21 protein-coding genes are annotated in these 24,338 nt (G+C 64.6%); 10 read left to right on the forward strand and 11 right to left on the reverse strand.

Features of this window, described 5'->3' with window-relative positions; all coding sequences use genetic code 11:
• Positions 1-88: 88 nt before the first annotated feature.
• Both cydB and J4D28_RS00650 read right to left on the reverse strand, forming a co-directional pair.
• On the reverse strand, positions 89-1,096 hold the full coding sequence (gene cydB, locus J4D28_RS00645) for a cytochrome d ubiquinol oxidase subunit II (protein WP_009050973.1): 1,008 nt from the start codon (positions 1,094-1,096) through the stop codon (positions 89-91).
• A gap of 3 nt (positions 1,097-1,099) precedes the next feature.
• Complete coding sequence (locus J4D28_RS00650) at positions 1,100-2,536, reverse strand: cytochrome ubiquinol oxidase subunit I (RefSeq protein ID WP_009050974.1); 1,437 nt, start codon at positions 2,534-2,536, stop codon at positions 1,100-1,102.
• A gap of 501 nt (positions 2,537-3,037) precedes the next feature.
• Between J4D28_RS00650 and J4D28_RS00655 the strand changes: the two genes are divergently transcribed.
• From J4D28_RS00655 to J4D28_RS00665, 3 genes are all read left to right on the forward strand, one after another.
• On the forward strand, positions 3,038-4,279 hold the full coding sequence (locus J4D28_RS00655; RefSeq protein WP_009050975.1) for an MFS transporter: 1,242 nt from the start codon (positions 3,038-3,040) through the stop codon (positions 4,277-4,279).
• Positions 4,280-4,387: 108 nt separating this feature from the next.
• The gene (locus J4D28_RS00660; protein WP_009050976.1) at positions 4,388-4,666 is read left to right on the forward strand and encodes a type II toxin-antitoxin system RelE/ParE family toxin; all 279 of its coding nucleotides are present in this window, start codon (positions 4,388-4,390) and stop codon (positions 4,664-4,666) included.
• A 15-nt stretch (positions 4,667-4,681) separates the two neighbouring features.
• Positions 4,682-4,972, forward strand: coding sequence for a HigA family addiction module antitoxin (locus tag J4D28_RS00665; protein WP_009050977.1), 291 nt, complete (start codon positions 4,682-4,684; stop codon positions 4,970-4,972).
• 3 nt (positions 4,973-4,975) lie between these two features.
• Here the strand turns inward: J4D28_RS00665 and J4D28_RS00670 are convergent, their stop codons facing one another.
• Complete coding sequence (locus J4D28_RS00670; protein WP_009050978.1) at positions 4,976-5,527, reverse strand: DJ-1 family glyoxalase III; 552 nt, start codon at positions 5,525-5,527, stop codon at positions 4,976-4,978.
• 69 nt (positions 5,528-5,596) lie between these two features.
• The gene (locus J4D28_RS00675) at positions 5,597-6,046 is read right to left on the reverse strand and encodes a DUF4879 domain-containing protein (RefSeq protein ID WP_103330742.1); all 450 of its coding nucleotides are present in this window, start codon (positions 6,044-6,046) and stop codon (positions 5,597-5,599) included.
• Between the two features lie 205 nt (positions 6,047-6,251).
• Here J4D28_RS00675 and J4D28_RS00680 point away from each other — a divergent pair, with 205 nt between their 5' ends.
• From J4D28_RS00680 to J4D28_RS00695, 4 genes are all read left to right on the forward strand, one after another.
• Positions 6,252-7,547: an NCS2 family permease gene (locus tag J4D28_RS00680; RefSeq protein WP_007930015.1), complete on the forward strand. Its 1,296-nt coding sequence runs from the start codon at positions 6,252-6,254 to the stop codon at positions 7,545-7,547.
• A complete protein-coding gene (gene trmA / locus J4D28_RS00685) occupies positions 7,544-8,623 on the forward strand; it encodes a tRNA (uridine(54)-C5)-methyltransferase TrmA (RefSeq protein WP_103330743.1) in 1,080 nt (359 codons plus the stop codon). Before J4D28_RS00680 ends, trmA begins: the two co-directional genes overlap by 4 nt.
• Before the next feature lie 343 nt (positions 8,624-8,966).
• Complete coding sequence (gene aroQ / locus J4D28_RS00690) at positions 8,967-9,416, forward strand: type II 3-dehydroquinate dehydratase (protein WP_016703715.1); 450 nt, start codon at positions 8,967-8,969, stop codon at positions 9,414-9,416.
• On the forward strand, positions 9,413-10,267 hold the full coding sequence (locus J4D28_RS00695; RefSeq protein ID WP_103330744.1) for a shikimate dehydrogenase: 855 nt from the start codon (positions 9,413-9,415) through the stop codon (positions 10,265-10,267). The genes aroQ and J4D28_RS00695 overlap by 4 nt, the downstream gene beginning before the upstream one ends.
• Positions 10,268-10,365: 98 nt before the next feature.
• On the opposite strand, the gene J4D28_RS00700 is transcribed toward J4D28_RS00695, so the two are convergent.
• A complete protein-coding gene (locus J4D28_RS00700; protein WP_053269980.1) occupies positions 10,366-11,565 on the reverse strand; it encodes a benzoate/H(+) symporter BenE family transporter in 1,200 nt (399 codons plus the stop codon).
• A 138-nt stretch (positions 11,566-11,703) separates the two neighbouring features.
• Between J4D28_RS00700 and J4D28_RS00705 the strand changes: the two genes are divergently transcribed.
• Positions 11,704-13,191: a PLP-dependent aminotransferase family protein gene (locus tag J4D28_RS00705; RefSeq protein ID WP_103330745.1), complete on the forward strand. Its 1,488-nt coding sequence runs from the start codon at positions 11,704-11,706 to the stop codon at positions 13,189-13,191.
• A 4-nt stretch (positions 13,192-13,195) separates the two neighbouring features.
• On the opposite strand, the gene J4D28_RS00710 is transcribed toward J4D28_RS00705, so the two are convergent.
• Together J4D28_RS00710 and quiC are read right to left on the reverse strand one after the other, a co-directional pair.
• Entirely contained in the window at positions 13,196-13,873 is a 678-nt protein-coding gene (locus tag J4D28_RS00710; RefSeq protein WP_009050986.1) for a TetR/AcrR family transcriptional regulator, read from the reverse strand.
• A 104-nt stretch (positions 13,874-13,977) separates the two neighbouring features.
• A complete protein-coding gene (gene quiC, locus J4D28_RS00715) occupies positions 13,978-15,885 on the reverse strand; it encodes a 3-dehydroshikimate dehydratase QuiC (RefSeq protein ID WP_103330746.1) in 1,908 nt (635 codons plus the stop codon).
• Between the two features lie 649 nt (positions 15,886-16,534).
• On the opposite strand from quiC, the gene J4D28_RS00720 reads away from it, so the two are divergent.
• Entirely contained in the window at positions 16,535-17,872 is a 1,338-nt protein-coding gene (locus J4D28_RS00720) for an MFS transporter (protein ID WP_009050988.1), read from the forward strand.
• 111 nt (positions 17,873-17,983) lie between these two features.
• On the opposite strand, the gene J4D28_RS00725 is transcribed toward J4D28_RS00720, so the two are convergent.
• The 4 genes from J4D28_RS00725 to J4D28_RS00740 form a co-directional block, all read right to left on the reverse strand.
• Positions 17,984-18,862: a DMT family transporter gene (locus tag J4D28_RS00725; protein ID WP_028683425.1), complete on the reverse strand. Its 879-nt coding sequence runs from the start codon at positions 18,860-18,862 to the stop codon at positions 17,984-17,986.
• A gap of 136 nt (positions 18,863-18,998) precedes the next feature.
• The gene (locus tag J4D28_RS00730; protein ID WP_103330747.1) at positions 18,999-19,814 is read right to left on the reverse strand and encodes a sugar phosphate isomerase/epimerase; all 816 of its coding nucleotides are present in this window, start codon (positions 19,812-19,814) and stop codon (positions 18,999-19,001) included.
• A gap of 2 nt (positions 19,815-19,816) precedes the next feature.
• Positions 19,817-20,872 carry a Gfo/Idh/MocA family protein gene (locus J4D28_RS00735; RefSeq protein WP_103330748.1) on the reverse strand — a complete coding sequence of 352 codons (1,056 nt, stop codon included), beginning with the start codon at positions 20,870-20,872 and terminating at the stop codon, positions 19,817-19,819.
• A 338-nt stretch (positions 20,873-21,210) separates the two neighbouring features.
• Complete coding sequence (locus J4D28_RS00740) at positions 21,211-21,987, reverse strand: IclR family transcriptional regulator (RefSeq protein WP_009050992.1); 777 nt, start codon at positions 21,985-21,987, stop codon at positions 21,211-21,213.
• 209 nt (positions 21,988-22,196) lie between these two features.
• On the opposite strand from J4D28_RS00740, the gene J4D28_RS00745 reads away from it, so the two are divergent.
• Complete coding sequence (locus tag J4D28_RS00745) at positions 22,197-23,924, forward strand: FAD-dependent oxidoreductase (RefSeq protein WP_103330749.1); 1,728 nt, start codon at positions 22,197-22,199, stop codon at positions 23,922-23,924.
• The last annotated feature ends 414 nt before the right edge of the window (positions 23,925-24,338 follow it).

Here is a 24,338-nt window from a genome sequence, read left to right on the forward strand (position 1 = left end):
TCGAATACTCCTCTCGGAATGGAGACGATGGCGTCGCTCGGGCGCCATCGCGAGCACGTCCGCTCCCGCACAGGGAGCGGCGCATTGACTAGTGGTAGCCGTCTTCGTGGGTGACCTTGCCGCGGAACACGTAGTAGCTCCAGAAGGTGTAACCCAGGATGAACGGGATGATGAACAGCGTGCCCACCAGCATGAAGCCCTGGCTTTGCGGCGGCGCGGCGGCGTCCCAGATCGAGATCGACGGCGGCACGATGTTCGGCCACAGGCTGATGCCCAGGCCGCTGTAGCCGAGGAAGATCAGCACCAGGGTCAGCAGGAACGGCGTGTAGTGGGCATTGCGGGCCACGGCGCGCAGCAGGCCGTACATGGTCACCAGCACCAGGATCGGCACCGGCAGGAACCAGAACAGGTTCGGCAGGGTGAACCAGCGCGAAGCGATTTCCGGGTGGGCCAGCGGCGTCCAGATACTGACGACACCGATCACCGCCAGCAGCACGAAGGCCAACGGCCGCGCCAGGTCATGCATCTGCTCCTGCAGCTTGCCTTCGGTCTTCATGATCAGCCAGGTGCAACCGAGCAAGGCATAGGCCACTACCAGCGCGACGCCGCAGAACAGGGTGAACGGCGTGAACCAGTCCAGCGAACCGCCGGCGTACTGGCGGTCGACCACCGGCAGGCCATCGATGAAGGCACCCAGCGCCAGGCCCTGGAAGAAAGTCGCCGCCAGCGAACCGCCGATGAACGCCTTGTCCCAGATGTGGCGCTTGGCTTCCTTGGCCTTGAAGCGGAACTCGAAGGCCACGCCGCGGAAGATCAGGCCGATGAGCATCAGGATCAGCGGCATGTACAGCGCCGAGAGCACCACCGAATAGGCCAGCGGGAAGGCGCCGAACAACGCGGCACCGCCCAGGACCAGCCAGGTTTCGTTACCGTCCCAGACCGGGGCGACGGTGTTCATCATCACGTCACGGTCGCGGGAGTCCTTGACGAACGGGAAGAGAATCCCGATGCCCAGGTCGAACCCGTCCATGACCACGTACATCATGATGCCGAAGATGATGATCACGGCCCAGATCAGCGGAAGATCAATACCCATGACTCAATTCCCCTTGTTCAGGCTGGTGCCGTTGTCTTCGGCATCGTCGTCGGCGGCCGACAGCGGACGGGCCGGTGTGCGTTTCTGGCCAGGACCACCGTGGCTGACTTCCGCGCCTTCGTTGGTCTTCGGCCCCTTGCGCACCAGGCGCATCATGTAGCCGATACCGACCCCGAACAGCGAGAAATACACCACGACAAACAGCGCCAGGGTGATGCTCATCTGCATCAGGCTGTGCCCGGACGAAGCGTCCGCAGTACGCATCAGCCCATAGACCACCCACGGCTGACGGCCGATCTCGGTGGTGAACCAGCCGGCGAGGATCGCGATCAGGCCGGATGGGCCCATCCACAACGCCAGGTACAGGAACGCGCGGTTCTGGTAGATGCGGTCACGCTTGCGCAGCCACAGGCTCCACAGGCCGGTGAGGATCATCAGCATGCCCAGGCCGACCATGATCCGGAACGACCAGAACACAATGGTCGAATTCGGCCGGTCTTCCGGCGGGAATTCCTTGAGCGCCGGCACCTGTTTGTCCAGCGAGTGAGTGAGGATGATGCTGCCCAGATACGGGATCTCGACGGCGAACTTGGTCTTTTCTTCCTTCATGTCCGGCCAGCCGAACAGGATCAGCGGGGTCGGCTCGTTACCGACGTTTTCCCAGTGCCCTTCGATCGCAGCGATTTTCGCCGGCTGGTGCTTGAGGGTGTTGAGGCCGTGGAAGTCGCCGATCACGGCCTGGATCGGCGCGACGATCAGGGCCATCCACATCGCCATCGACAGCATGCGGCGGATTGCCGGGTTATCGCGGCCACGCAGCAGGTGCCAGGCGGCGGACGAACCGACGAAAAACGCAGTGGCGACAAAAGCGGCCGTGGCCATGTGCGCCAGGCGGTACGGGAACGACGGGTTGAACACCACCGCCAGCCAGTCCACCGGAATCACTCGGCCGTCGATGATTTCGTAGCCTTGCGGGGTCTGCATCCAGCTGTTGGACGAGAGAATCCAGAAGGTCGAGATCAGCGTACCGATGGCCACCATCACGGTGGCGAAGAAGTGCAGCTTGCGCCCGACCCGGTTCCAGCCGAACAGCATCACGCCGAGGAAGCCGGCTTCGAGGAAGAAGGCCGTGAGCACTTCATAGGTCAGCAGCGGCCCGGTAACGGAACCGGCAAAGTCGGAGAAGCGGCTCCAGTTGGTGCCGAACTGGTAGGCCATGACCAGGCCCGAGACCACCCCCATGCCGAAGTTGACGGCGAAGATCTTCGACCAGAAGTGGTACAGGTCACGGTAGGTATCGTCGCGGGTCTTGAGCCACAAACCTTCGAGCACCGCCAGGTAGCTCGCCAGACCAATGGTGATGGCGGGGAACAGGATGTGGAACGAGATGGTGAACGCGAACTGAATTCGGGCGAGATCTAGTGCCTCCAAACCGAACATAAGCTTTCCTCTGTCAGGTAATACCGGCTGCCGGCTGGAGGCCTGCACCCACTGCCCCCACGGATCTGGAGTGTGGCGAATTCGAATTCGTTCTTTTTAAACCCATCGCAACGCAGGGAGTCTGGCCATCTGGCCGCCAGACCTAACCTTGGAAAAGGTTTTGATCTGGATCAATCAACGCTGAAAGAGTAGTCCTATTTTCGCCGTTGGTTTGTGTGGTCTTTTGTCGCGTGACAGGTTGCCTCACCACGTCAAGAACGGGGTTTCTCCGAAGTTTTGCTCTCCCTGTAGCAACTGTCGCCGGCTGCGATCGGCCGGAGCGGTCGTGGCGATTTCTGCGCCGTAGAAGGTCCTTCGGCCCTTATCGCAGCCTGCGGCAGCGGCTACAGGGATTGGGCTATTTCGAATAAACGGGATAGATGCGGGGCTAACGATTCTGCAACTATTGGTTACATCTTGGTGATAACCTCGCCCTACTCCACGCCCAGACCTGCCTTTCAGATGCCCAGCCAAGACCCTCTGCTGCTTCGCCATCACCGTCCGTTCATTGCCTTCTGGCTGGCGCGGATCTTCACCGCCAGCGGCTTCCAGATGCTCACCGTGGCCATTGGCTGGAACCTCTACCAACTGACCGGCAACGTGCTCGACCTGGGCCTGGTCGGGCTGGTGGAGTTCGCGCCGCGGGTGCTGTTCATGCTGCACACCGGGCATGTGGCCGACCGCTATGACCGGCGCAAGGTGGCGGCCATCTGCCAGTCGCTACAGGCGCTGATCGCCCTGTCCCTGGCCATCGGCAGCGCCACCCACCATGTCACCCGCGAGATGATCTTCATCCTCGCCTTCCTGCTCGGCGCCGCCCGTTCCTTCGAGATGCCGACCACCCAGGCGCTGCTGCCGAGCATCGTGCCCAGCGCGCTGTTCCCCCGCGCCGTGGCCGCCGCGCAGTCCGCCCAGCAATCGGCGACCATCGTCGCGCCGGCCCTCGGCGGGCTGCTCTACGCCTTTGGCAGCGTGTGGGTCTATGGCCCGACCGTGCTGCTGTATGTGATCGCCTGCTGCCTGATGCTCAACCTGCCCGCGCGGCAGACGCCGCTGAACAAGGGCAAGGCCACCCTGGATTCGTTGCTCGCCGGGGTGCGCTTCATTCGCAGCCGCCCGGATATCCTCGGGGCGATTTCCCTGGACCTGTTCGCCGTGCTGCTGGGCGGCGCCACCGCGCTGCTGCCGGTGTTCGCCAAGGACATCCTGCTCACCGGCGCCTGGGGCCTGGGCCTGCTGCGCTCGGCGCCGGCGGTGGGGGCCTTGCTGATGTCGCTGTGGCTGGCGCGCTTTGCCGTCGACCGCCATGTCGGGCGAGTGATGTTCACCGCGGTCGGTGTGTTCGGCGTTGCCACCATCGCCTTCGGCCTGTCGACCTCGTTCTGGTTCTCGCTTGCGGTGCTGGTGGTGCTGGGCGCGGCGGACATGATCAGCATGGTGATCCGCGCCTCCTTCGTACAGCTGGAAACCCCGGACGAAATGCGTGGCCGGGTCAGCGCCGTGAACGGCCTGTTCATCGGCGCCTCCAACCAGCTCGGCGAGTTCGAGTCCGGGCTCACCGCCCACTGGTTCGGCACCGTGCCGGCGGTGGTCCTCGGCGGAGTCGGCACCCTGCTGGTGACCGGGGTGTGGATAAAACTGTTCCCGACCCTGGCCCATCGCGATCGCATGCATGCGCCGGCGGAAGAAGAAGCCAAGGCCTGATTCGAGACAGGCAGGAAGCTCACAGGACGTCGCCGTTGATCGTCCGATTCACGCGCTGCAATACATATCCGATGGGAAGAGTGTAAGGTATCGCCTTACACTCGCCGCATGATCAAGTCCTTTCAGCACAAAGGCCTCAAGGCCTTCTATGAAACGGGATCGACTCGAGGGATCCGAGCCGATCATGCGAGGCGCCTGGCGCGCATGCTGCCTTTCATGGATCACGCGACAGAGCCTGACGACCTCGACCTCCCGGGATGGCGGTTGCATCCGCTCAAGGGCGAGCGTCGCGAATACTGGTCACTGACCGTATCGGGCAATTGGCGAGTGATTTTTCGTTTTACGGGTTCGGATATCGAGCTGGTCGACTATCTGGATTACCACTGAACAGGAGGCAGGATCATGCCCATGCACAACCCGCCACATCCCGGTGAAACACTGCGTGTGGACGTATTGCCCGAGTTGGGAATCAGCGTGACGGAACTGGCCAGGCATCTTGGCTATGCCCGCCCCCATCTCTCCAAGGTGCTGAACGGCCACGCGCCGATCCGGCCGGAACTGGCGGTAAGGCTGGAACGCGCCGGAATAGGTAAAGCCAAGGTCTGGCTGGCGGTACAGGCGGACTACGATATCTGGCAGACCGAACAAGCCTTGTTACCGCGCATCGAGCCCATTGCCGCTCATGTCTGCTGATCGCTAAACCAGCAACTCCCCCTCCACCACCGTCCGCCGGCCCCTGCCGCACAGTTGCTCCACCAGGGTCAGGGCGAAACTCAGGGCCGCCCCCGAGCCTTGCGCGGTGATGCAGTTGCCATCCACCACCACCGGCTGGTCGACGAAGTTGCAGCCCGACAGCTGATGGCTGGCGCTGGGCAGGCAGGTCATGCGCCGCTGGCGCAGCACCCCGTAACTCTGCAACGCCAGGGCCGGCGCTTCGGCAATGCCGGCGAACAGGCGCCCGGCGGCGGCCTGGTCCTTGACCAATTGCATCAGCGGTTGATGGGCCGCCAGGTGCTGCGCGCCGACGGCGCCACCGGGCAGCACGATCAGGTCGAAGTTCTGGGCCAGCACATCCACCAACATGCCGTCGGCGGTCATCCGGGTGCCGCGGGCGCAGGTGAGCATGCGCCGCCCTTCGATACTGGCCACCAGCACTTCGACTTGAGCGCGGCGCAGCACATCGATCAGGGTCACGCTTTGCAGGTCGTCGACACCCTCGGCGAGGGGAATCAGGGCTCTAAAGGTCATGGGCTGTGTCCGCGGTAGGGTCTTTAAAGCTTAGTCAGCTTTAAAGCCCTCCGCGTTCGGACGCTGCCGTTACTTGATGTAGATCTGCGCGCTCATGCTGTTGCCCGGCGCATTCAGCGAGGTGTTGCTGAAGGTGAAGGTGCCTTCCTGCTTGCCGGCCAGGTCGAAGGTATAGATGTAGCCGACGGTGATCCCGGAGTTGCCACACGGCACCAGGCTCGAGCCTTCTTCGCAGACCGCCGCGCGCGCGCCGTTGACCTCGAAGCCGTCCAAAGCTACTCGGGGCTGGCGGCCGTAGCCGATTTCCAGCACGTACACCTTGATGTTCGGCCCCTGGTGATCGCAGGCGGTCTTGTCGCGCCCGTCCGACACATCCTCCAGGCCGCAGGACGACGACTCGACCTTGAGGATTTCCACCTGGCTCAAGGGCGGTGCGGAACGCGCCATGGCCGGTGCTGTCCCCAACCACAGGCTGCTGGCCACTACCGCCAAGGTCATCGCTTTTATCATGCTGTGCATAAGTCCCCCCAAAACGTCGGCGCAGTATGCCCCAGTCGCCACTCGGGCAAAACATCGCCGACGATCGCAGCCATAGCCTTACGCTGCTGGTATGATGCGCGGCTTTTTCCGACCCGCACAAAATCCCCGGACGCTTTTTTATGGTCTGTGCTTTGCTGTCTGGGTCGATACATTCACGGCGCCCAGCGCGCCACGGGGAGCAGACATGCTGGAAAGGCTGTTTCAACTCAAGGCACACAACACCAACGTGCGGACCGAGATTCTTGCGGGCCTCACGACCTTCCTGGCCATGGCCTACATTCTCTTCGTCAACCCGAGCATCCTCGGCGAGACCGGCATGGACAAGGGTGCGGTGTTCGTCGCCACCTGCCTGGCCGCCGCCATCGGCTCGACCGTGATGGGCCTGATCGCCAACTACCCGATCGCCCTGGCTCCGGGCATGGGCCTGAACGCCTTCTTCACCTACACCGTGGTCCTGCACATGGGCCATACCTGGCAAGTGGCGCTGGGCGCGGTGTTCATTTCGGCGGTGCTGTTCTTCCTGCTGTCGATCTTCAAGATCCGCGAATGGATCATCAACAGCATCCCGTTGCCGCTGCGCTCGGCGATCGCCGCCGGTATCGGCCTGTTCCTGGCGCTGATCGCCCTGCACAACGCCGGCATCGTGGTCGGCAACCCGGCGACCATGGTCGGCCTCGGTGATCTGAAGCAACCGGCACCGATCCTCGCGACCCTGGGCTTCGCCCTGATCGTCGCCCTGGAAGCCCTGAAGGTCCGCGGCGCGGTACTGATCGGCATCCTGTCGGTGACCATCGTCTCCATCGCCCTGGGCTTCACCCCGTTTGGCGGCGTGACCTCGATGCCGCCTTCGCTGGCCCCGACCTTCCTGCAACTGGACATCAAGGGCGCGCTGGACATCGGCCTGGTCAGCGTGATCTTCGCCTTCCTGTTCGTCGACCTGTTCGACAACTCCGGCACCCTGATCGGCGTCGCCAAGCGCGCCGGCCTGATGGGCAAGGACGGCCACATGCCGAAAATGGGCCGGGCCCTGATCGCCGACAGCACCGCGGCCATGGCCGGTTCCCTGCTGGGCACCTCGACCACCACCAGCTACATCGAGTCCGCAGCCGGCGTCAGCGCCGGTGGCCGCACCGGCCTGACCGCCATCGTCGTAGCGATCCTGTTCCTCCTGGCACTGTTCTTCTCGCCACTGGCGGCCAGCGTCCCGGCCTTCGCCACCGCGCCTGCGCTGCTGTTCGTCGCGGTGCTGATGACTTCGGGCCTGGCGGAAATAGACTGGGACGACATCACCGTCGCCGCGCCGGTGGTGGTCACCGCCTTGGCCATGCCATTCACCTACTCCATCGCCAACGGCATCGCCTTCGGCTTCATTGCCTGGACCGCGATCAAACTGCTGTCGGGCCGCGCCCGTGAGCTGAACGCGCCGCTGGTGATCCTGTCGGTACTGTTTGTGATCAAGTTGGGTTGGTTCAACGCATGACTTTCGATTCCCAGGCTTACGCCACCCAGCTCGCCGACAAGGTCGCGCGCCTGCGTGAACTGCTGGCGCCGTTCGATGCCCCCGAGCCCCAGGTCTTCGACTCGCCGCTGCAGAACTTTCGCCTGCGCGCGGAGTTTCGCCTGTGGCGCGAAGCCGGCGAGCGTCATTACGCGATGTTTTCCCAGGAAGACAAACGCACGCCGATCCTGATCGAGGAATTCCCGATCGCCAGCCAGCGCATCAATCAGCTGATGCCGCAACTCAAGGCCGCCTGGCAAGCCAGCAGCGCCTTGAGCCACAAGCTGTTCCAGGTCGAGTTCCTCACCACCCTGGCCGGCGACGCGATGATCACCCTGTGTTATCACCGCCCGCTGGACGAACACTGGCACGCCGCGGCGAACAAGCTGGCGACCGAGCTGAACGTCAGCGTCATCGGCCGCTCCAAGGGCAAGCGCGAAGTGATCGGCCACGATTACGTGGTGGAAAAACTCGAAGTCGGCGGGCGCACCTTCAGTTACCGCCAACCGGAAGGCGCCTTCACCCAGCCCAACGGCACGGTCAACCAGAAGATGCTCAACTGGGCCTACGACGCCCTGGGCGATCGCCCGGACGACCTGCTGGAGCTGTACTGCGGCAACGGCAACTTCACCCTGCCCCTGGCCACCCGGGTGCGCAAGGTGCTGGCCACCGAGATCAGCAAGACCTCGGTCAACGCGGCCCTGAGCAACCTCGGCGAAAACGCGGTGGAGAACGTCACCCTGGTGCGTCTGTCCGCCGAAGAGCTGACCGAGGCGCTGAACGAAGTGCGTCCGTTCCGCCGCCTGCAGGGCGTGGACCTGAAGAGCTACGAATTCGGCAGCGTATTCGTCGACCCGCCGCGCGCCGGCATGGACCCGGACACCTGCGAGCTGACCCGGCGCTTCGACAACATCCTGTACATCTCGTGCAACCCGGAGACGCTGGCGGCCAACATCGCCCAGTTGCACGACACCCACCGCATCACCCGCTGTGCGATGTTCGACCAGTTCCCGTGGACCCACCACATGGAATCCGGGGTCTTGCTGACCCGGCGTTGATAGCCTGTCGCGGACCACAAAAAAGCCGTCCCTGCGACGGCTTTTTTGTGGCCACTGCCTAGCATGCCAACGCCTGCGCCTTTCTTATTGATGAACCGTCGCCTGGGGTGATTGAGATCGGTTCCGCAAGCTCCGGCAACCCTGGCCAGGTGGCAAGCCCTTCTTGCAGTACCGGCTTTTATTGCTGGCAGCGGCATGAATATGTTCGATCAGCGAACACTTAATGACAGGACCCACCGTCCCCCATCCAGCCGCAATTGACCAAATTAACTAGTTAGTACAATTTAGCGACAGCCGCTGGCCGCTCAAGCCGCGCCCACAATAACAACGGAGAATTCCCCTCATGCGCCCTATCGTTCTGGTGCTCAACGGCCCGAACCTGAACCTGCTTGGCACCCGCGAACCCGCTACTTACGGTCACGAGACCCTGGCCGACATTTCCGCCCTGTGCGGGCGTGCCGCCGAGGAGTTCGGCCTGACCGTGGAGTTTCGCCAGACCAACCACGAAGGCGAACTGCTGGACTGGATTCACGGCGCCCGTGGCCGTTGCGCCGGGATCCTGATCAACCCGGCGGCCTGGACCCACACCTCGGTGGCGATCCGCGATGCCCTGGTGGCCAGCGAGCTGCCGGTGATCGAAGTGCACCTGTCGAACGTCCACGCCCGCGAACCGTTTCGCCATCACTCCTTTGTCTCGGGCATCGCCCTGGCGGTAATGTGCGGCTTCGGCAGCCATGGCTATCGCCTGGCACTGGCGCATTTCAGCCAGCGTTTTCAAGGAGCCCAGGCATGACCCAACAGAACAAAGTACTGGCCGGACTGATCGGCGCCGGCATCCAGGCCTCGCGCACCCCGGCACTGCATGAACACGAAGGCGACGCCCAGGGCGTGCGCTACCTGTACCGACTGATCGACCTGGACCAGCTGCAACTCGACAGCAACGCCCTGCCCGACCTGCTGCTGGCTGCCGAGCGCATGAACTTCACCGGGTTGAACATCACCTTTCCCTGCAAGCAGAGCATCATCCCGCTGCTCGATGAGCTGTCGCCGGAAGCCCGCGGCATCGGCGCGGTGAACACCGTGGTGCTCAAGGACGGCAAGCGCGTCGGCCACAACACCGATTGCCTGGGTTTTGCCGAAGGTTTCCGCCGCGGCTTGCAGGGCGTGGCCCTGGAGCGTGTGGTGCAGATGGGTGCCGGCGGCGCCGGGGCGGCGGTGGCCCATGCGCTGCTCAGCGAAGGCGTGCAGCAGCTGAGCATCTTCGATGTGGAAAGCGCCCGCGCCCAGAGCCTGGCGGACAACCTCAACCAGCATTTCGGCTCCGGCCGGGCCAAGGCCGGCGTCGACCTGCCCGCCACCCTGGCCGCCGCCGACGGCCTGGTGAACACCACGCCGATGGGCATGGCCAAGCTGCCGGGCATGCCGGTGCCGGTCGAGTTGCTGCGCCCTGGGTTGTGGGTCGCGGAGATCGTCTACTTTCCCCTGGAAACCGAACTGCTGCGCAACGCCCGCGCCCTCGGTTGCCGCACCCTGGACGGCGGCAACATGGCGGTGTTTCAGGCGGTGAAGGCGTTCGAGCTGTTCAGCGGCATAACGCCAAATGCCCAGCGCATGCTCGCGCATTTCCAGAGCATGAATGGCTGACAATGCATGAGCGGCTCAGGGCGGGGCTGTGGTCGGCTCCGCTCTCGACCGATGCCTGCCGCACGGTCAGGCACCTCGTTGCACTCCTCCCCTTGCGACTACGCACGTTCCTGACGACCGACTGGCCGCAGCCGGCCGTGCATCACGCCGTGCGCCAGCAACCCCGCCAGCAAGCCCCAGAACGCGCCGCCCAAACCGAACAAGGTGATATTGGCAGCGGTCGCCAGGAAGGTGATCAAGGCGGTTTCCCGGCCACTCGGCTCGACCAGCGCGGTGGCGAGGCTGCCGCCGATCGCACCCAACAGGGCCAGGCCCGCCAGGGTGGTGATAAAGGTCGCCGGCAGGACCACGAACAGCGCCGCCAGGGTGCTGCCGAAAATCCCCACCAGCAGATAGAACACCCCACAAGCGAGCCCGGCCAGATAACGCTTGGCGGGCTCCTCATGCGCCTCCTTGCCCGTACAGATGGCGGCGGTAATCGCAGCGACATTGAATGCATGGGAACCGAACGGCGCCATCAACAAGGAGCCCAGCCCCGTCGTCGTGAGAATCGGATTGGCGCTGGTCTTGAACCCATCGTTGCGCAGCACCAGCATGCCGGGCATGTACTGGCCGGTCAGGGTGATCAGGAACAACGGCAGGGCCACGCTCAGCAGCGCATTCAGCGAGAACACCGGCAAGGTCAGCACCGGAAGGGCCGGCTTGAGTTCAAGGCTGGCGAAACTGACCTGCCCCAACCCGAGCAACAGCACGATGCCGATCAGCAATACCCCGACAATCGCATAACGCGCGGTAAAGCGGCGTAGCAGCACATAGCTGAGCAGCAGCGCGCCCACCAGCAGCGGATCGACCCCGGCCCCGTCGAAAGCGCCGATCCCGAAGCGCAGCAAAATGCCCGCCAGCAGACCCGCTGCGATTCCCGGCGGGATCAGCTTCACCACCCGCTCGAAATAGCCCGATATCCCCAGCACGACGAAGCCGACAGCCGACAACATGAAGGCGCCGATCATTTCCGGGTAAGGCGTGCTCGGCAGTACCGCAATCAGGAAGGCCGCGCCCGGGGTCGACCAGGCGGTAATGATCGGCTCGCGGTAGCGATAGCTCAGCCAGGCGCCGGTCAGGCCGACGCCGATCGAGATCGACCAGATCCACGAAGCGGTCTGCTCGGGGCTCAGCCCCGCTGCCTTGGCTCCCTGGAAAACCAGAATGAAGGTGCCCCCGTAATTGACGATGACCGAAATCAACGCGGCAACGCTCGGATGCAGCAGGTCAGCGATTCTGATGCTGGCGGTTTTCATCGGTGGGCCCCTCTGGATGTGTTGGCGAGGCGAGGGAGTATCGGCAGGCAATGGTCTATATAAAATATCCACTTTCCATCAATATCCCAGACCACTTTTCCAGCTTGTCGCGCAGTCCCACGACCCACAGGCCCCCCGATGAAAACCCGTAAAACCGCCTATCCCATCTGGAACCGTCTGCAACTGGCCAAGGACGGCCACTTGTCCTTGCGCGAGCAATTGCTGCTGTTCCTGCGCAAAGGCATCGCCGATGGCAGCGTCAAGGCCGGCATCCGCCTGCCAGCCTCACGTGTGTTGGCGGCCCAGCTGGGGCTGTCCCGCATGACCGTGACCGAGGCCTATGGGCAGTTGATCGCCGAGGGATTCCTGGAGGCCCGGACAGGTTCGGGCACCTTTGTCATGGCCCGCATCGCCGAACCAACGGCCTCGCCGCCCGCCCGGACAGAGGCCGTCATCGGCTCCACCCGGGCCCGGGCGTTGACGGGGAACGACTCGATGTCCATGGTCCCCGCCGCCTGGCCGCTGACTCCGGGCCTGCCGGCGCTGGACGCCTTTCCCTATGCCCTGTGGGGGCGCCTGGAGGGTCGGTTCTGGCGACGCCGGCCACTTCCCGACCTGTCCTACGGCGACCCACAGGGTTTCCTGCCATTACGCGAAGCCCTGGCGGCTTACCTGGGCGCGGCACGCGGAGTGGTCTGCCAGGCCCGTCACATCGTGATTACCCCCGGCGCCCAAGCGGCGGTGTCGATTGCGACACTGGCGCTCACCGACCAGAGGGATCGCGTCTGGGTCGAGAACCCCGGCTACGATGCGGCCTACCGCAGCGTGTTGCTGGCTGGCGTGCAGGCGGTGGGCGTTCCCGTGGATAAAGAAGGGCTGGATGTGCAGGCCGGCCGCCGGCTCGCGCCAGACGCCAGGCTCGCGCTGGTATCGCCTTCGCACCAGTATCCCCTGGGGGTCGGCATGAGCCTGGCGCGACGCCTGGCCTTACTGCAATGGGCCCACGACGCCAATGCCTTCATCCTCGAAGACGATTACGACAGCGAGTTTCGCTACGGCGGCGCGCCAACACCGGCGCTCAAGGCCCTGGACGGCAATCAGGGGCGGGTGATCTATGTGGGGACCTTGAGCAAGCTGCTGGCGCCGGGTCTGCGCCTGGGGTTCCTGGTCGCCCCCGAGGCGGTGGTGGACCTGTTGCGCGACGTGCGCAATGGCAGCGGCCACCGCGTACCTTTGTCACTCCAGGCGACGGCGGCGGAGTTCATCGGCAATGGCCACCTCGGTAGCCATATCCGGCGTAGCCAGGCAGTTTATGCACAACGTCGCGCAGCCTTGCTGGCGGCCATTCACGACGCCGGCAGCGAGCGTATGACGGTAGCCAGCAGCGCTACCGGGTTGCATCTGCTCGCCGAACTGCCCTATGGGCTCGACGACCAGGCTATCGCTGCCGCCGCCCATGCCCGAAAAATCGGCGTCGCGCCGCTGTCAGGTTTTTTCGTTGGCGCCCAGGGTCGGCCACGTCCTGGCTTGTTGATGGGCTTTGGCAATACCCGGGCGGAGTCGATGCAGGATGCGGTTGCAACCCTGTGCCGTCTGATCGACCGGCAACGGGGTTCAACCCTCTAGGCGATCAGGCCTGCAAGTAACGCAGCACCGACTCGCAGATCATCTCGCGGTGACGCTGCTTGATCGCCTCGTCGGGCAGGTCGATCTGGAAGATCTCGCCGAAGGTGTGGCGGTTGGAGACGCGGTAGAAGCAGAACGAACTGATCAGCAAGTGCACATCCAGAGCGTCCAGGCCGGCGCGGAACACGCCCTCGTCGACCCCGCGCTGCAGGATCTCGCCCAGGGCATGGAGGATGGTGTTGTTCATCGCCTTGATCGCCTCGGAACGCTTCACGTACTCGGCGTTGTGGATGTTCTCGATGCTGACGATGCGCACGAAATCGACGTTGCGATCATGGTGATCGAAGGTGAACTCCACCAGCCGGCGAATCGCATCGCGCGGCGCCAGCTCCGCCAGGTGCAGGCGGCTCTCGGTGCTGCGGATATCGCCGTAGAGCTTCTCCAGCACCTCGACGTACAGCTGCTCCTTGCTGCCGAAGTAGTAATAGATCATGCGCTTGGAGGTGTGGATGCGCTCGGCGATGGCATCCACCCGAGCGCCGGACAGGCCCTGCTGCACGAACTCCACAATGGCTTCTTGCAGAATGTTCTCGCGGGTCTTTTCCGGGTTGTTCTTGCGACTCTTGCGCGGCTCGTTCACGGACTGCTCGGGCGCTACGGAGAGTTCTGTGGTCATTGTCATTCTGGGGCTCACGGCCATCGCTGCACACGCGGGCGATTATGGGCCGCGTCGCGCAGCGAAGGAAAGCAGGACGGCGGCCCTTTGCCGCCGCCGTTACGAAACTCCTACAACTTGACCTGTCGCACCCCGCCACTGCGCGACTTGGCCATGGCCGCCAGGCGCACCGCGACGTTCGCCGCGCCATAACCGACGTAGCCATTCTTGCGCTGGATGATCTCGAAGAAGAAGCGCCCCTCGAACGGTTCGGTGTAGACGTGGAACAGCTCGCCGCCCTGGGCGTCGCGGTCATAGAGCACGTTGTAGTAGGCCAGCTCGCTGAGGAACTCGTCGTCGAAATCGAAGCGCGCCGCCAGGTCGTCGTAGTAGTTCAGCGGGATGTCCAGCAGCGGCACACCCGCCTCCTTGGCCCGGCTGACTTCGGCAAAGATATCGTCGCAATCGAAGGCGATGTGATGCACGCCCGAGCCGCCATAACTGGACAGCGCATGGGAGATCGCGGTCTTGCGGTTCTCGGAAATGTTCAGCGGCAGACGGATGGTGCTGCAACGGCTGCGCAGCGCCCGGCTCTTCACCAGCCCGTAGGGATCGGGCAGCACCACTTCGTCGTCGGCGGTGAAATCCAGCAGGCTCTTGTAGAACAGCACCCAGCTGTCGAGGTTATCGGCCGGCAGCGCCATGGCCATGTGGTCGATGCGCTTGAGGCCGCCCTTGGCCACGACCCCGGGGAGCATATTGAAATCGGTGTCGTACAGGTTCCCGCCCTGCTCCTGATCCACCAGGTAGATCAGGCTGCCATCCAGCTCGCGCACGGCGGCCAGTTCCAGTTCGTTGGGGCCCACCAGCCCGCGGTACGGCTGGCCCTTGTAGGCCACCGCGCGCTCCAGCGCCTTGGCGCTGTCCTTGACCCGGATCGCCGTGGCGCACACCGAGGGGCCGTGGGCTTCGAAGAAGCTGTGGGCAAAGGAATAAGGTTCGGAGTTGAGGATCAGGTTGATATCGCCCTGGCGCATCAGGCTGACGTTCTTCGAGCGATGCTGGCCGGCCTTGGCAAACCCCAGGCGTTCCAGCCAGCCGCCGAGCTTGGCGCCCAGTGCTTCGTCCACGGCGAACTCGAGAAACTCGGTGCCGCCGTATTCACTGGCCGGCGGCGGCGCGAACAGCGTATCGATATTGGCCACTGGCGTGGCTTCCTGCGCCAGGCGCTGGCGGGTCTTCTCCTCGAGGTACAGCAGCGAACGCAGGCCGTCCGCGGCATTGGCCCGCGGTGGCGCGGCGCGGAAACCGTCGTTGAAGATCTCCAGGGACAAAGGCCCGGTGTAGCCGCTCTTGATGATCGGCGCGAGGAACCCCGGCAGGTCGAAATCGCCCTGCCCCGGGAAGCAGCGAAAATGCCGGCTCCACTCCAGCACGTCCATGGCCAGGATCGGCGCGTCGGCCATCTGCACGAAGAAGATCTTGTCCCCCGGGATCTCGGCGATCGCCGCCGGGTCGCCCTTGAGCGACAGGGTGTGGAAGCTGTCGAGCAGCACACCGAGGCTTGGATGGTCGGCCTCGCGAACGATGTCCCAGACCTGTTGATAAGTATTGACGTGCCGGCCCCAGGCCAGGGCTTCGTAGCCGATCCGCAGGCCACGGCTGCCGGCGCGCTCGGCCAGCAGGCGCAGGTCGTCCACCAGGATCTGCCGGTCGCCGACACTGTCGGCCGCGGCATTGCTGCACACCAGCACCAGGTCGGTGCCCAGTTCCTGCATCAGGTCGAACTTGCGCTCGGCACGTTCCAGGTTGCGTTGCAGGCGGTCGCGGCGGCAGCCTTCGAAGTCGCGAAAGGGTTGGAACAGGGTGATGGCGATGCCCAGGTCCGCGCACATCTGGCGGATTTCCCGGGGGCTGCCGTCGTAGTAGAGCAGGTCGTTCTCGAAAATCTCAACGCCGTCGAAACCGGCGGCGGCAATGGCTTCGAGCTTTTCCGGCAGGGTACCGCTCAAGGAGACGGTGGCAATGGAACGCTGCATGTTTCAACTCCCGGTAATGACCACAGATCGGGCGCCGTGCCTGTAGCCGCTGCCGCAGGTCCTCCAGCGCACTGAAGATCCCGTGCCCGCTTCGCGGACGATCGCAGCCTGCGGCAGCGGCTACAGGTGCACGTTTGTTATTGGATGGGGCGGATTATTGAGCCGGGCATTACAGACAGCAATTCAAAGTGTACGAACCAGTTAGTTTTTCGTGCGATTATCGAACAAAATGGCCGTTGGCGAATTGACGACTTTTCGTCCACTGCGCACCATCGACAGCACATTGAGCCGGCACCGAACTGCCGGCTTCAATCGCCAAAGACCCAGAACACACCATAAAAATTTCAAAAATCGGGTACACCCTCATGCTTGCACTCAACGCCACACCTCTCTGCCCGGTCCTCCGGCTTTCACCTGGCCAGACTTCCAACAGCCGCCTTCAGACGGACACACTACGGCCCCTGGGCTGAACCGTGCTTGCACGCTGACCCGACCGCTTTCAATCGTCGCGCCCGGTGCGCGTCGAGCAAAGCACTCAGCCGATCGATCATCGAGTTCACCCGCGGCCCGGCCGCCCAGCCGACGATCGATCACGCGCCCTTGAGTCCCGACGAGTTGTCCCTCGTCAGTCATTGAACGGATGGCACACATGATTCCTTCTCAAAGCTCCCGCATGGCCCCGAGCCTCGGCACCGCCTCCGGCGGCATCGGCGACAAGATCCGCGGCGCCATGGCGGTCGGCAAGACCCGCTGGGGCATGCTCGCCCTGGTGTTCTTCGCCACCACCCTGAACTACATCGACCGCGCCGCCCTGGGTGTGATGCAGCCGATCCTGGCCAAGGAAATGAGCTGGACGGCGATGGACTACGCCAACATCAACTTCTGGTTCCAGGTCGGCTACGCCGTCGGTTTCGTCCTGCAAGGACGGTTGATCGACCGGGTCGGCGTCAAGCGCGTGTTCTTCTTCGCCGTGCTGCTGTGGAGCCTGGCCACCGGCGCCCACGGCCTGGCCACCTCGGCCGCGGGCTTCATGGTCTGCCGCTTCATCCTCGGATTGACCGAGGCCGCCAACTACCCGGCCTGCGTGAAGACCACGCGCCTGTGGTTCCCGGCCGGCGAACGCGCGGTGGCCACCGGCATCTTCAACGCCGGGACCAACGTCGGCGCCATGTTCACCCCGATGCTGCTGCCGTTGATCCTGCACGCCTGGGGCTGGCAGGCGGCGTTCCTGTGCATGGCCGCGCTGGGCGGTATCTGGCTGCTGTTCTGGGGCCTGAAGTACTTCAACCCGGAAGATCACCCGAGCGTCAAACAGTCCGAGCTTGAGTACATCCAGAAAGAAGTCGAACCGGAACAGACCCGCGTGCCTTTCTCGCGCATCCTGCGCATGCGCGGCACCTGGGCCTTCGCCCTGGCCTACTCGATCACCGCGCCGGTGTTCTGGTTCTACCTGTACTGGCTGCCGCCGTTCCTCAACCAGCAGTACAACCTGGGTATCAACGTGACCCAGATGGGTATCCCGCTGATCATCATCTACCTGACCGCCGACTTCGGCAGCGTCGGCGGCGGCATCCTCTCGTCGTTCCTGATCGGCCGCGGCGTCAACCCGATCAAGGCGCGCCTGATGTCCATGCTGCTGTTCGCCTGCTGCATCGTCGGTGTGATCATGGCCGCTGGCGCCAGCAATCTGTGGCTGGCGGTGTTCGCCATCTCCCTGGCCATCGGCGCGCACCAGGCCTGGACCGCCAACATCTGGAGCCTGGTGATGGACTACACGCCCAAGCACATGATGAGCACGGTGTTCGGTTTCGGCGGCATGTGCGCGGCCATCGGCGGCATGTTCATGACCCAGCTGGTGGGCCATATCCTGACCGTCACCAACAATAACTACACCGTGCTGTTCACCCTGATCCCGGCGATGTACTTCATCGCCCTGACCTGGATGTACTTCATGGCTCCGCGCAAGATTCCGAAAGTGGAAGACTGACACTTTCCTCTCGCAGGCCCGGTTCCGGGCCTGCTTTTTTTCTCCCTCCGCCCTCTTCTCTCGGTCGATGCCGCCCAACGCCGGCAACTGACGCCCCGTTACGAATGCCGCTCAGCGCTGGCGTTGTTGCCAGGCAGCCGCCAGGCCGCTGAGGCAGATCACCGCGATGCCCAGCTGGGTGATCGGCTGCGGCGTATGGCTGAACAACAACCAACCCAGCAGCCCGGCGAAGACGATCTGGCAATAGCCGAAGGGCGCCAGCAGCGCCGGTGCCGCGTGGCGGAATGCCTGGGTCAGGAACAGGTGGGCGGTCATGCCGCAGGCCCCCAGCGCCAGCATCAGCACGCCATGGATAACGCTCGGCACCTGCCAGAAGAACGGCACCAGCGCACTCATCACCAGGGTGTTGCACAGGCCGGCGAAGAAGTTGCTGGTGGTCGGGCTGTCGTGCTCGGCGAGCTTGCGGGTCAGCAGTTGGTAAAAGCAGAAGAACAGCGCCGAGCAGAAAGGCAGCAGCACCGCCGGGGTGAACAGGTCGCCGCCCGGGTGAACGATGATCAGCACCCCGACAAAACCGCAGATCACCGCCAGCCACTGGCCCTTCGTGACCCGCTCGCCCAGCAGCGGCACCGACAGCGCGGTGACCAGCACCGGAGCCAGGAAGTTGACCGCGGTGGCTTCGGCCAGCGGGATAAACAGCAGCGCCGAGGTGAACAGCAGGCTGGTGCTGAGCAGGCACAAGGCCCGCGCCAGCTGCAGCAACGGCCGCTTGGTGCGCAACACCCGCAGGCCCGATTGCGGCAGGAAGATCCCGGCCATCAGCAGGGTATGAACCAGGTAGCGGGCCCAGACCACCATCACGATCGGATAGAACCCCGAAAGGTATTTCGACAAGGCGTCGTGACTGGCGAACAGGAAGGTCGCCACGACGACCAGCAGGATGCCCTTGAAGGGCTGGTTGACACCGGAAAGGGGTGTGCTGAGGGTCATCCGCGGGGTCTCTCAAGATAGGGTTTGTTTGTAGAAACAGCTTCGCGGGCAAGCCTCGCTCCTACGGTCAACACCGTCTGTAGGAGCAGGGGGGACGCCCAGTTCTTGCCCGCGATAGGGCCATCAGGGCGATCAACTAAAGCCGGGCCAACAACGCCCGGGTCTTGTCCAACGCCATCTGCGCCCGCTCCAGGGCGCCGACGCCCTGCTCGAGCAATTTCACCGTGGGAATCTCCAGGCTCAACGGCAGGTTGGCCGGCAGGCAATGCAAGAGCCCCGCCAGGTCGCAATCGCCATCCCCGGGGAAACGCCGTTCGTTGCGGGCCTGGCGCAGGATCTCCTGCATATCGTCCGGGCGCGTGCCGGCCACGTCGCACAGCTGGGCATAACGCAGCCGTGACGGCGCGACCTTTGCCAGGTCCTCCAAGCGCGAGGCCGAGCGATCGAAGTGGAAGGCGTCCACCAGCACCGCGGCGTTGTCGCGACCGGCGTTCTCCACCACCCGCACCGCCTGTTGCAGATCGCGCGCATCGGTCCAGGGCATGAACTCCAGGTGCGGGTGCAAGCCGTAGATCGACGCCAGGTCGCAAAGTTCGGCGAAGCGCTCGGTCATGCGCGCCTCGTCGGGGTCGTTGCCGGCCACCAGCAGTTCGCTGGCGCCGAACTCGGCGCCGACCGCCAACACCGCTTCGAAATCCGCGACCCGGGTTTGCGGCTTGAGCCGCAGGATCTCCACATCCAGCACGCAAATGCCGGTGTCGCGCAGGCGGCTGAGGGTCTGCCGGCGCAGCTCGGGATCGGCCACCAGGGCAAAGTGATGCTCCTGCGGCGTCGCCGGGACCAGGCGCAAACCGACGTGGCTGTAACCGGCGCGGGCCGCCACCTCGACCATCTGCGGCGGCGAGATCTCCAGCACCGTGAGGCTGGCCAGGGAAAGAATGCGTTCGCTCATGTTCATCCCTCGATCAGCGCCGGGGCGCAGGCGCGACCGGTCGCCGCCGCTTCGCGGATCGCCTCGATCAGCGCCAGGGTCCGCGCCGCATCGGCCACGCTGACCAGCGGCTCGACCTCGCGCCGCGCCACTTTGACGAAATGCTGCAACTGCAGGCGCAGGGCTTCGGCGGCGGTGAAAGGTTCCTCGACCGCCAGCAACGGCTGATGCCACCCGGCCCCGGCCTCGGCGTAATGCCAGCGCTTGAGTTGCGGAATGCTCAGGGCGCCAGCGGTGCCGGCCAGCAGGTAGCACGGCTGGTCGGCCTGGCGCGGGTACACCGGGTTCTCGCCGGAATCCAGCTCCCAGCTCCAGGGCGCCGCCACTGCGTCGGAACCGATCAGGCTGCCCAGGGCGCCGTTGGCGAATTGCAGCAGGACGGCGGCGCAATCCTCGTTGGCGAAACCACGCACCGCATTGCTGGTGACGGCCTGCACCTGATGCACCTCACCGCACAGGTGGCGCAGCAGGTCGAGGTCGTGAATCAGATTGGTCAGTAGCATCCCGGCACCGGGCTCACGGCGCCAGGGAATCTCGAAATAGCTGTCGGGCTTCTGCAATTGCCAGAGCGCGGTGACCGTGGTCAGCCGGCCCAATGCCCCGCCCTGCACCAGCGCATGGGCGCGGACGATCAGCGGGTTGTGGCGCCGGTGATGGCCCACCAGCACCGACACGCCGCTGTTTTTCACGGCGGCCACCAGTTCACGCGCTTCATCCAGGTGCACGCCGACCGGTTTCTCCAGCAACACCGGCACCCCGGCCGCCAGGCAATCCAGGGCGGTGCTGACATGCAGGTTGTTCGGGTTGGCGACTATCACCGCGTCGGGGCAGGCCTGGTCGAGCATCTGTCGATAGTCGGGGTAATGCGCCACCTGCCACTGCGCGGCGATCCCGGCGGCTTGCGGGCCGGGATCGGCCACGGCGCAGAGTGTGGCTTCGGTCAGGGTCTTGAGGTGCTGGTAATGCTGCTGGCCCATGTTGCCGGCGCCGATCAGGGCAATGCGCAAAGGCGAGTCCAAGGCGGGATCCTCTTGTGATTGTTATCGGAACGCGAGATTTCAAATATTTAGAACTCGGTTCCACTTTCACACAAGAGCAAAACAAAATAGTGTCCGATCAGCGAACAGCTTTAAGACTTGAGATCGTGAAGGCCCTGCGTATCGCAGCCTACGCCAGCGGCTACAGGAAAACGCACAGCCCCTGTAGCCGCTGCCGAGCAGCGCGAGGCTGCGAACGGCTCCGCAGGAGACGCAAAGCCTGCCATCGCAGTGTGCCTGGCTAGACTCGGCAGGTAGTTTCACGGCCGCTGCGCGGCCGATCGCAGCCTTCGGCAGCGGCTACAGGAAATTCTGCAGATTCAGCTGAAAAGCTCGGAAGCCTGGCTGGCAGCCGAAAGCTCATCGGCAAACTTCAACAGCAGCGGCGCCAGTTCATGCAGGCGCGCCAGCGGCATGCGCGCGCTCGGGCCGGCGATGCTCAGCACCCCGACCACCCGGCCGTCGACCGGATGACGCACCACCGCGGCCACCGCCGAGGTGCCCACCGCCGAACTTTCCTCGACCCAGGCGTAACCCTGCTCCCGGGCCAGGCGCAGGCGTTCGAGCAGCTCGATATTCGAGCGCGGCGCGTTCGGGCCCAGGTCCGCGGGGATCTCGGCGGCCTGGCGCTCCACCAGCGACAAGGCCTCGGCATCGCTCAGGCAGGCCAGCCAGGCGTGCCCGGAAGCGGTGTAGAACAGCGGCGCCTCGCGCCCCATGTCGGGGTCGTAGCGCAACCCGGAACGGGCGCCCTGGGACTTGGCGATCCAGGTCTGGCGCTCGTCCTCGATCACCCCGAGGCGCACCAGTTCGCCGGTTTCCTGGGCCAGCCGGTCGAGCACCGGCTGGACGATATCCGCGCCGCTGCTGGACAGGTAGCGAAAGCCCATCGCCACCAGCTTGGTCGACAGGTGATAACGCAGGCTGTCCGGGTTCTGGCGCACGTAGCCCAGGCGGATCAGCTCCGCCAACAGCCGGTGGGTGGCGCTTTTGGGGATGTCCAGCTGCTCGGCCAGGGTCTGCATCGGCAGGCCGCGGGGGTCGCTGGTAAGACTTTCCAGAACGCTGAAGACGCGCTCGATTTGACTGCCGGCCATGGTCGGGTCCAGACGAAATTTGGCCGATTCTAGTGACAACCGGCGCAATGGGAAACACACCGCGGCATCGTTCGATAACCGCCCATAAAAACCTCGGCACGGCGCAGATGATCCTGCCCTCGCCTTGCTGCCGACTATTCGACTCCGTATATTTTTTGGAATCAAGTTCCAAAAACAATAACTGTTCGTTTAGCGGAGTTGCTTCTTCCATGCCTGCCACCGCCTCCCTGCACCACCCCGATATCGATTGCGACGTGCTGGTCGTCGGCTCCGGCGCCGCCGGCCTCTCGGCGGCCGTGACCGCGGCCTGGCATGGCCTGAAAGTCATAGTGGTGGAGAAAGACCCGGTGTTCGGCGGCGCCACCGCCTGGTCCGGCGGCTGGGCCTGGGTGCCGTGCAACCCGCTGGCGCGACGGGCCGGCATAGTCGAGGACGTGGAACTGCCACGCACCTACCTGAAACACGAACTGGGCGAACGCTACCAGCCAGCAATGATCGACGCCTTCCTCGAAGCCGGCCCGCGCATGGTGTCGTTCTTCGAGCGCCATACCGCGCTGCAATTCGCCGACGGCAACGCCATCGCCGATATCCACGGCGACACCCCGGGCGCCGGCACCGGCGGACGCTCGGTGATCGCCGCGCCCTACGATGGGCGCGAGGTCGGCACGCTGCTCAAGCGCCTGCGCAAGACCCTGCGCGAAACCTCGTTCATGGGCATGCCGATCATGGCCGGCGCCGACCTTGCGGCCTTCCTCAACCTGAGCCGTTCGCTGTCGGCCGCCTGGCACGTGAGCAAGCGCTTCGGCCGCCACCTGCGCGACCTCGTCACTCACCGCCGCGCCCTGCAACTGGTCAATGGCGTGGCGCTGGTGGCGCGCCTGGCCAAATCGGCGCAGGACCTGGGCGTGCTGCTCTGGGAATCGGCGCCGGTCACCGAACTGCTGCGCGACGGCGACGCGGTGACCGGGGCGATTGTCAGCAGCGCCACCCGGGGGCCCATTCGTATCCGCGCCCGCAAGGCGGTGGTGCTGGCGGCCGGCGGTTTCCCCAACGACATCGAACGGCGCAAGGCGCTGTTCCCACGCACGCCCACCGGCCACGAGCATCTGGCCCTGCCGCCCTTGGCGGTCTCGGGCGATGGCTTTCGCCTGGGGGAAAGCGTCGGTGCCCGGGTCGATACCGACATGGCATCCCCCGTGGCCTGGGCCCCGGTCTCCGCGGTGCCCTACAAGGACGGCAGCCGCGGGCACTTCCCGCACATCATCGAGCGCGGCAAACCGGGGATCATCGGCGTCCTGCGCAACGGCCAGCGCTTCGTCAACGAAGCCGACGGTTACTACGACTATGTGCGGGCGATGGTCGCGGCGGCGCCCGAGGGTGAAGAAGTGGCGTCGTGGCTGATCTGCAGCCACGGCTTCCAGCGCCGCTATGGCCTGGGCATCTCCCGGCCCTTCCCGGTGCCGCTGGCGCCCTTTATCCGCAGCGGCTACCTGAAGCGTGGCGAGAGCATCGAGGAACTGGCCCAGGCCTGCGGCATCGATGCGGACGGCCTGTGCGCCACCCTGGCGGAATACAACCGGCATGCCCGACAAGGCCAGGACCCGCAGTTCGGTCGGGGTTCGACGCCCTACAACCGCAAGCAGGGCGACCCGCGCCAGCAACCCAACCCGTGCGTGGCGCCCATCGAACAGGGGCCGTTCTACGCGGTGAAGGTCCAACCGGGATGCTTCGGCACCTTCGCCGGGCTCAAGGTCAACCCCCACGCCCAGGTGCTCGACGACCAGGGCCAGGCCATCGCCGGCCTGTACGCCGCCGGCAGCGACATGGCCAGCATCATGGGCGGCCACTACCCCGCCGGCGGTATCAATCTCGGCCCGGCGCTGACCTTCGGCTACATCGCCGGTCGGCATATCGCCGGGGCCAGCGCTTACGAATAAGGCTGCAATCAAGCTTGAAAAGGGCGTGGTTCCTGAGATCGCAGGAAGGTCCTGCGGACCTTATCGCAGGCTGCGCCAGCGGCTACAGGAAGCATGGAATCCCTGTAGCCGCTGCCGAGCCCCGCGAGGCTGCGATCGGCTCCGCAGCAGACGCAAACTTGAGATCGCAGGAAGGCCCTGCGGGCCTTATCGCAGGCTGCGCCAGCGGCTACAGGAAGCACGGAATCCCTGTAGCCGCTGCCGAGCCCCGCGAGGCTGCGATCGGCTCCGCAGGAGACGCAAACTTGAGATCGCTGGAAGACCCTGCGGGCCTTATCGCAGGCTGCGCCAGCGGCTACAGGAAGCATGAATCCCTGTAGCCGCTGCCGAGCCCCGCGAGGCTGCGATCGGCTCCGCAGCAGACGCAAACCGGCC

Origin of the sequence: Pseudomonas sp. GW531-T4 (assembly GCF_017349615.1) — a bacterium.
Lineage (GTDB): Bacteria > Pseudomonadota > Gammaproteobacteria > Pseudomonadales > Pseudomonadaceae > Aquipseudomonas > Aquipseudomonas chlororaphis_I.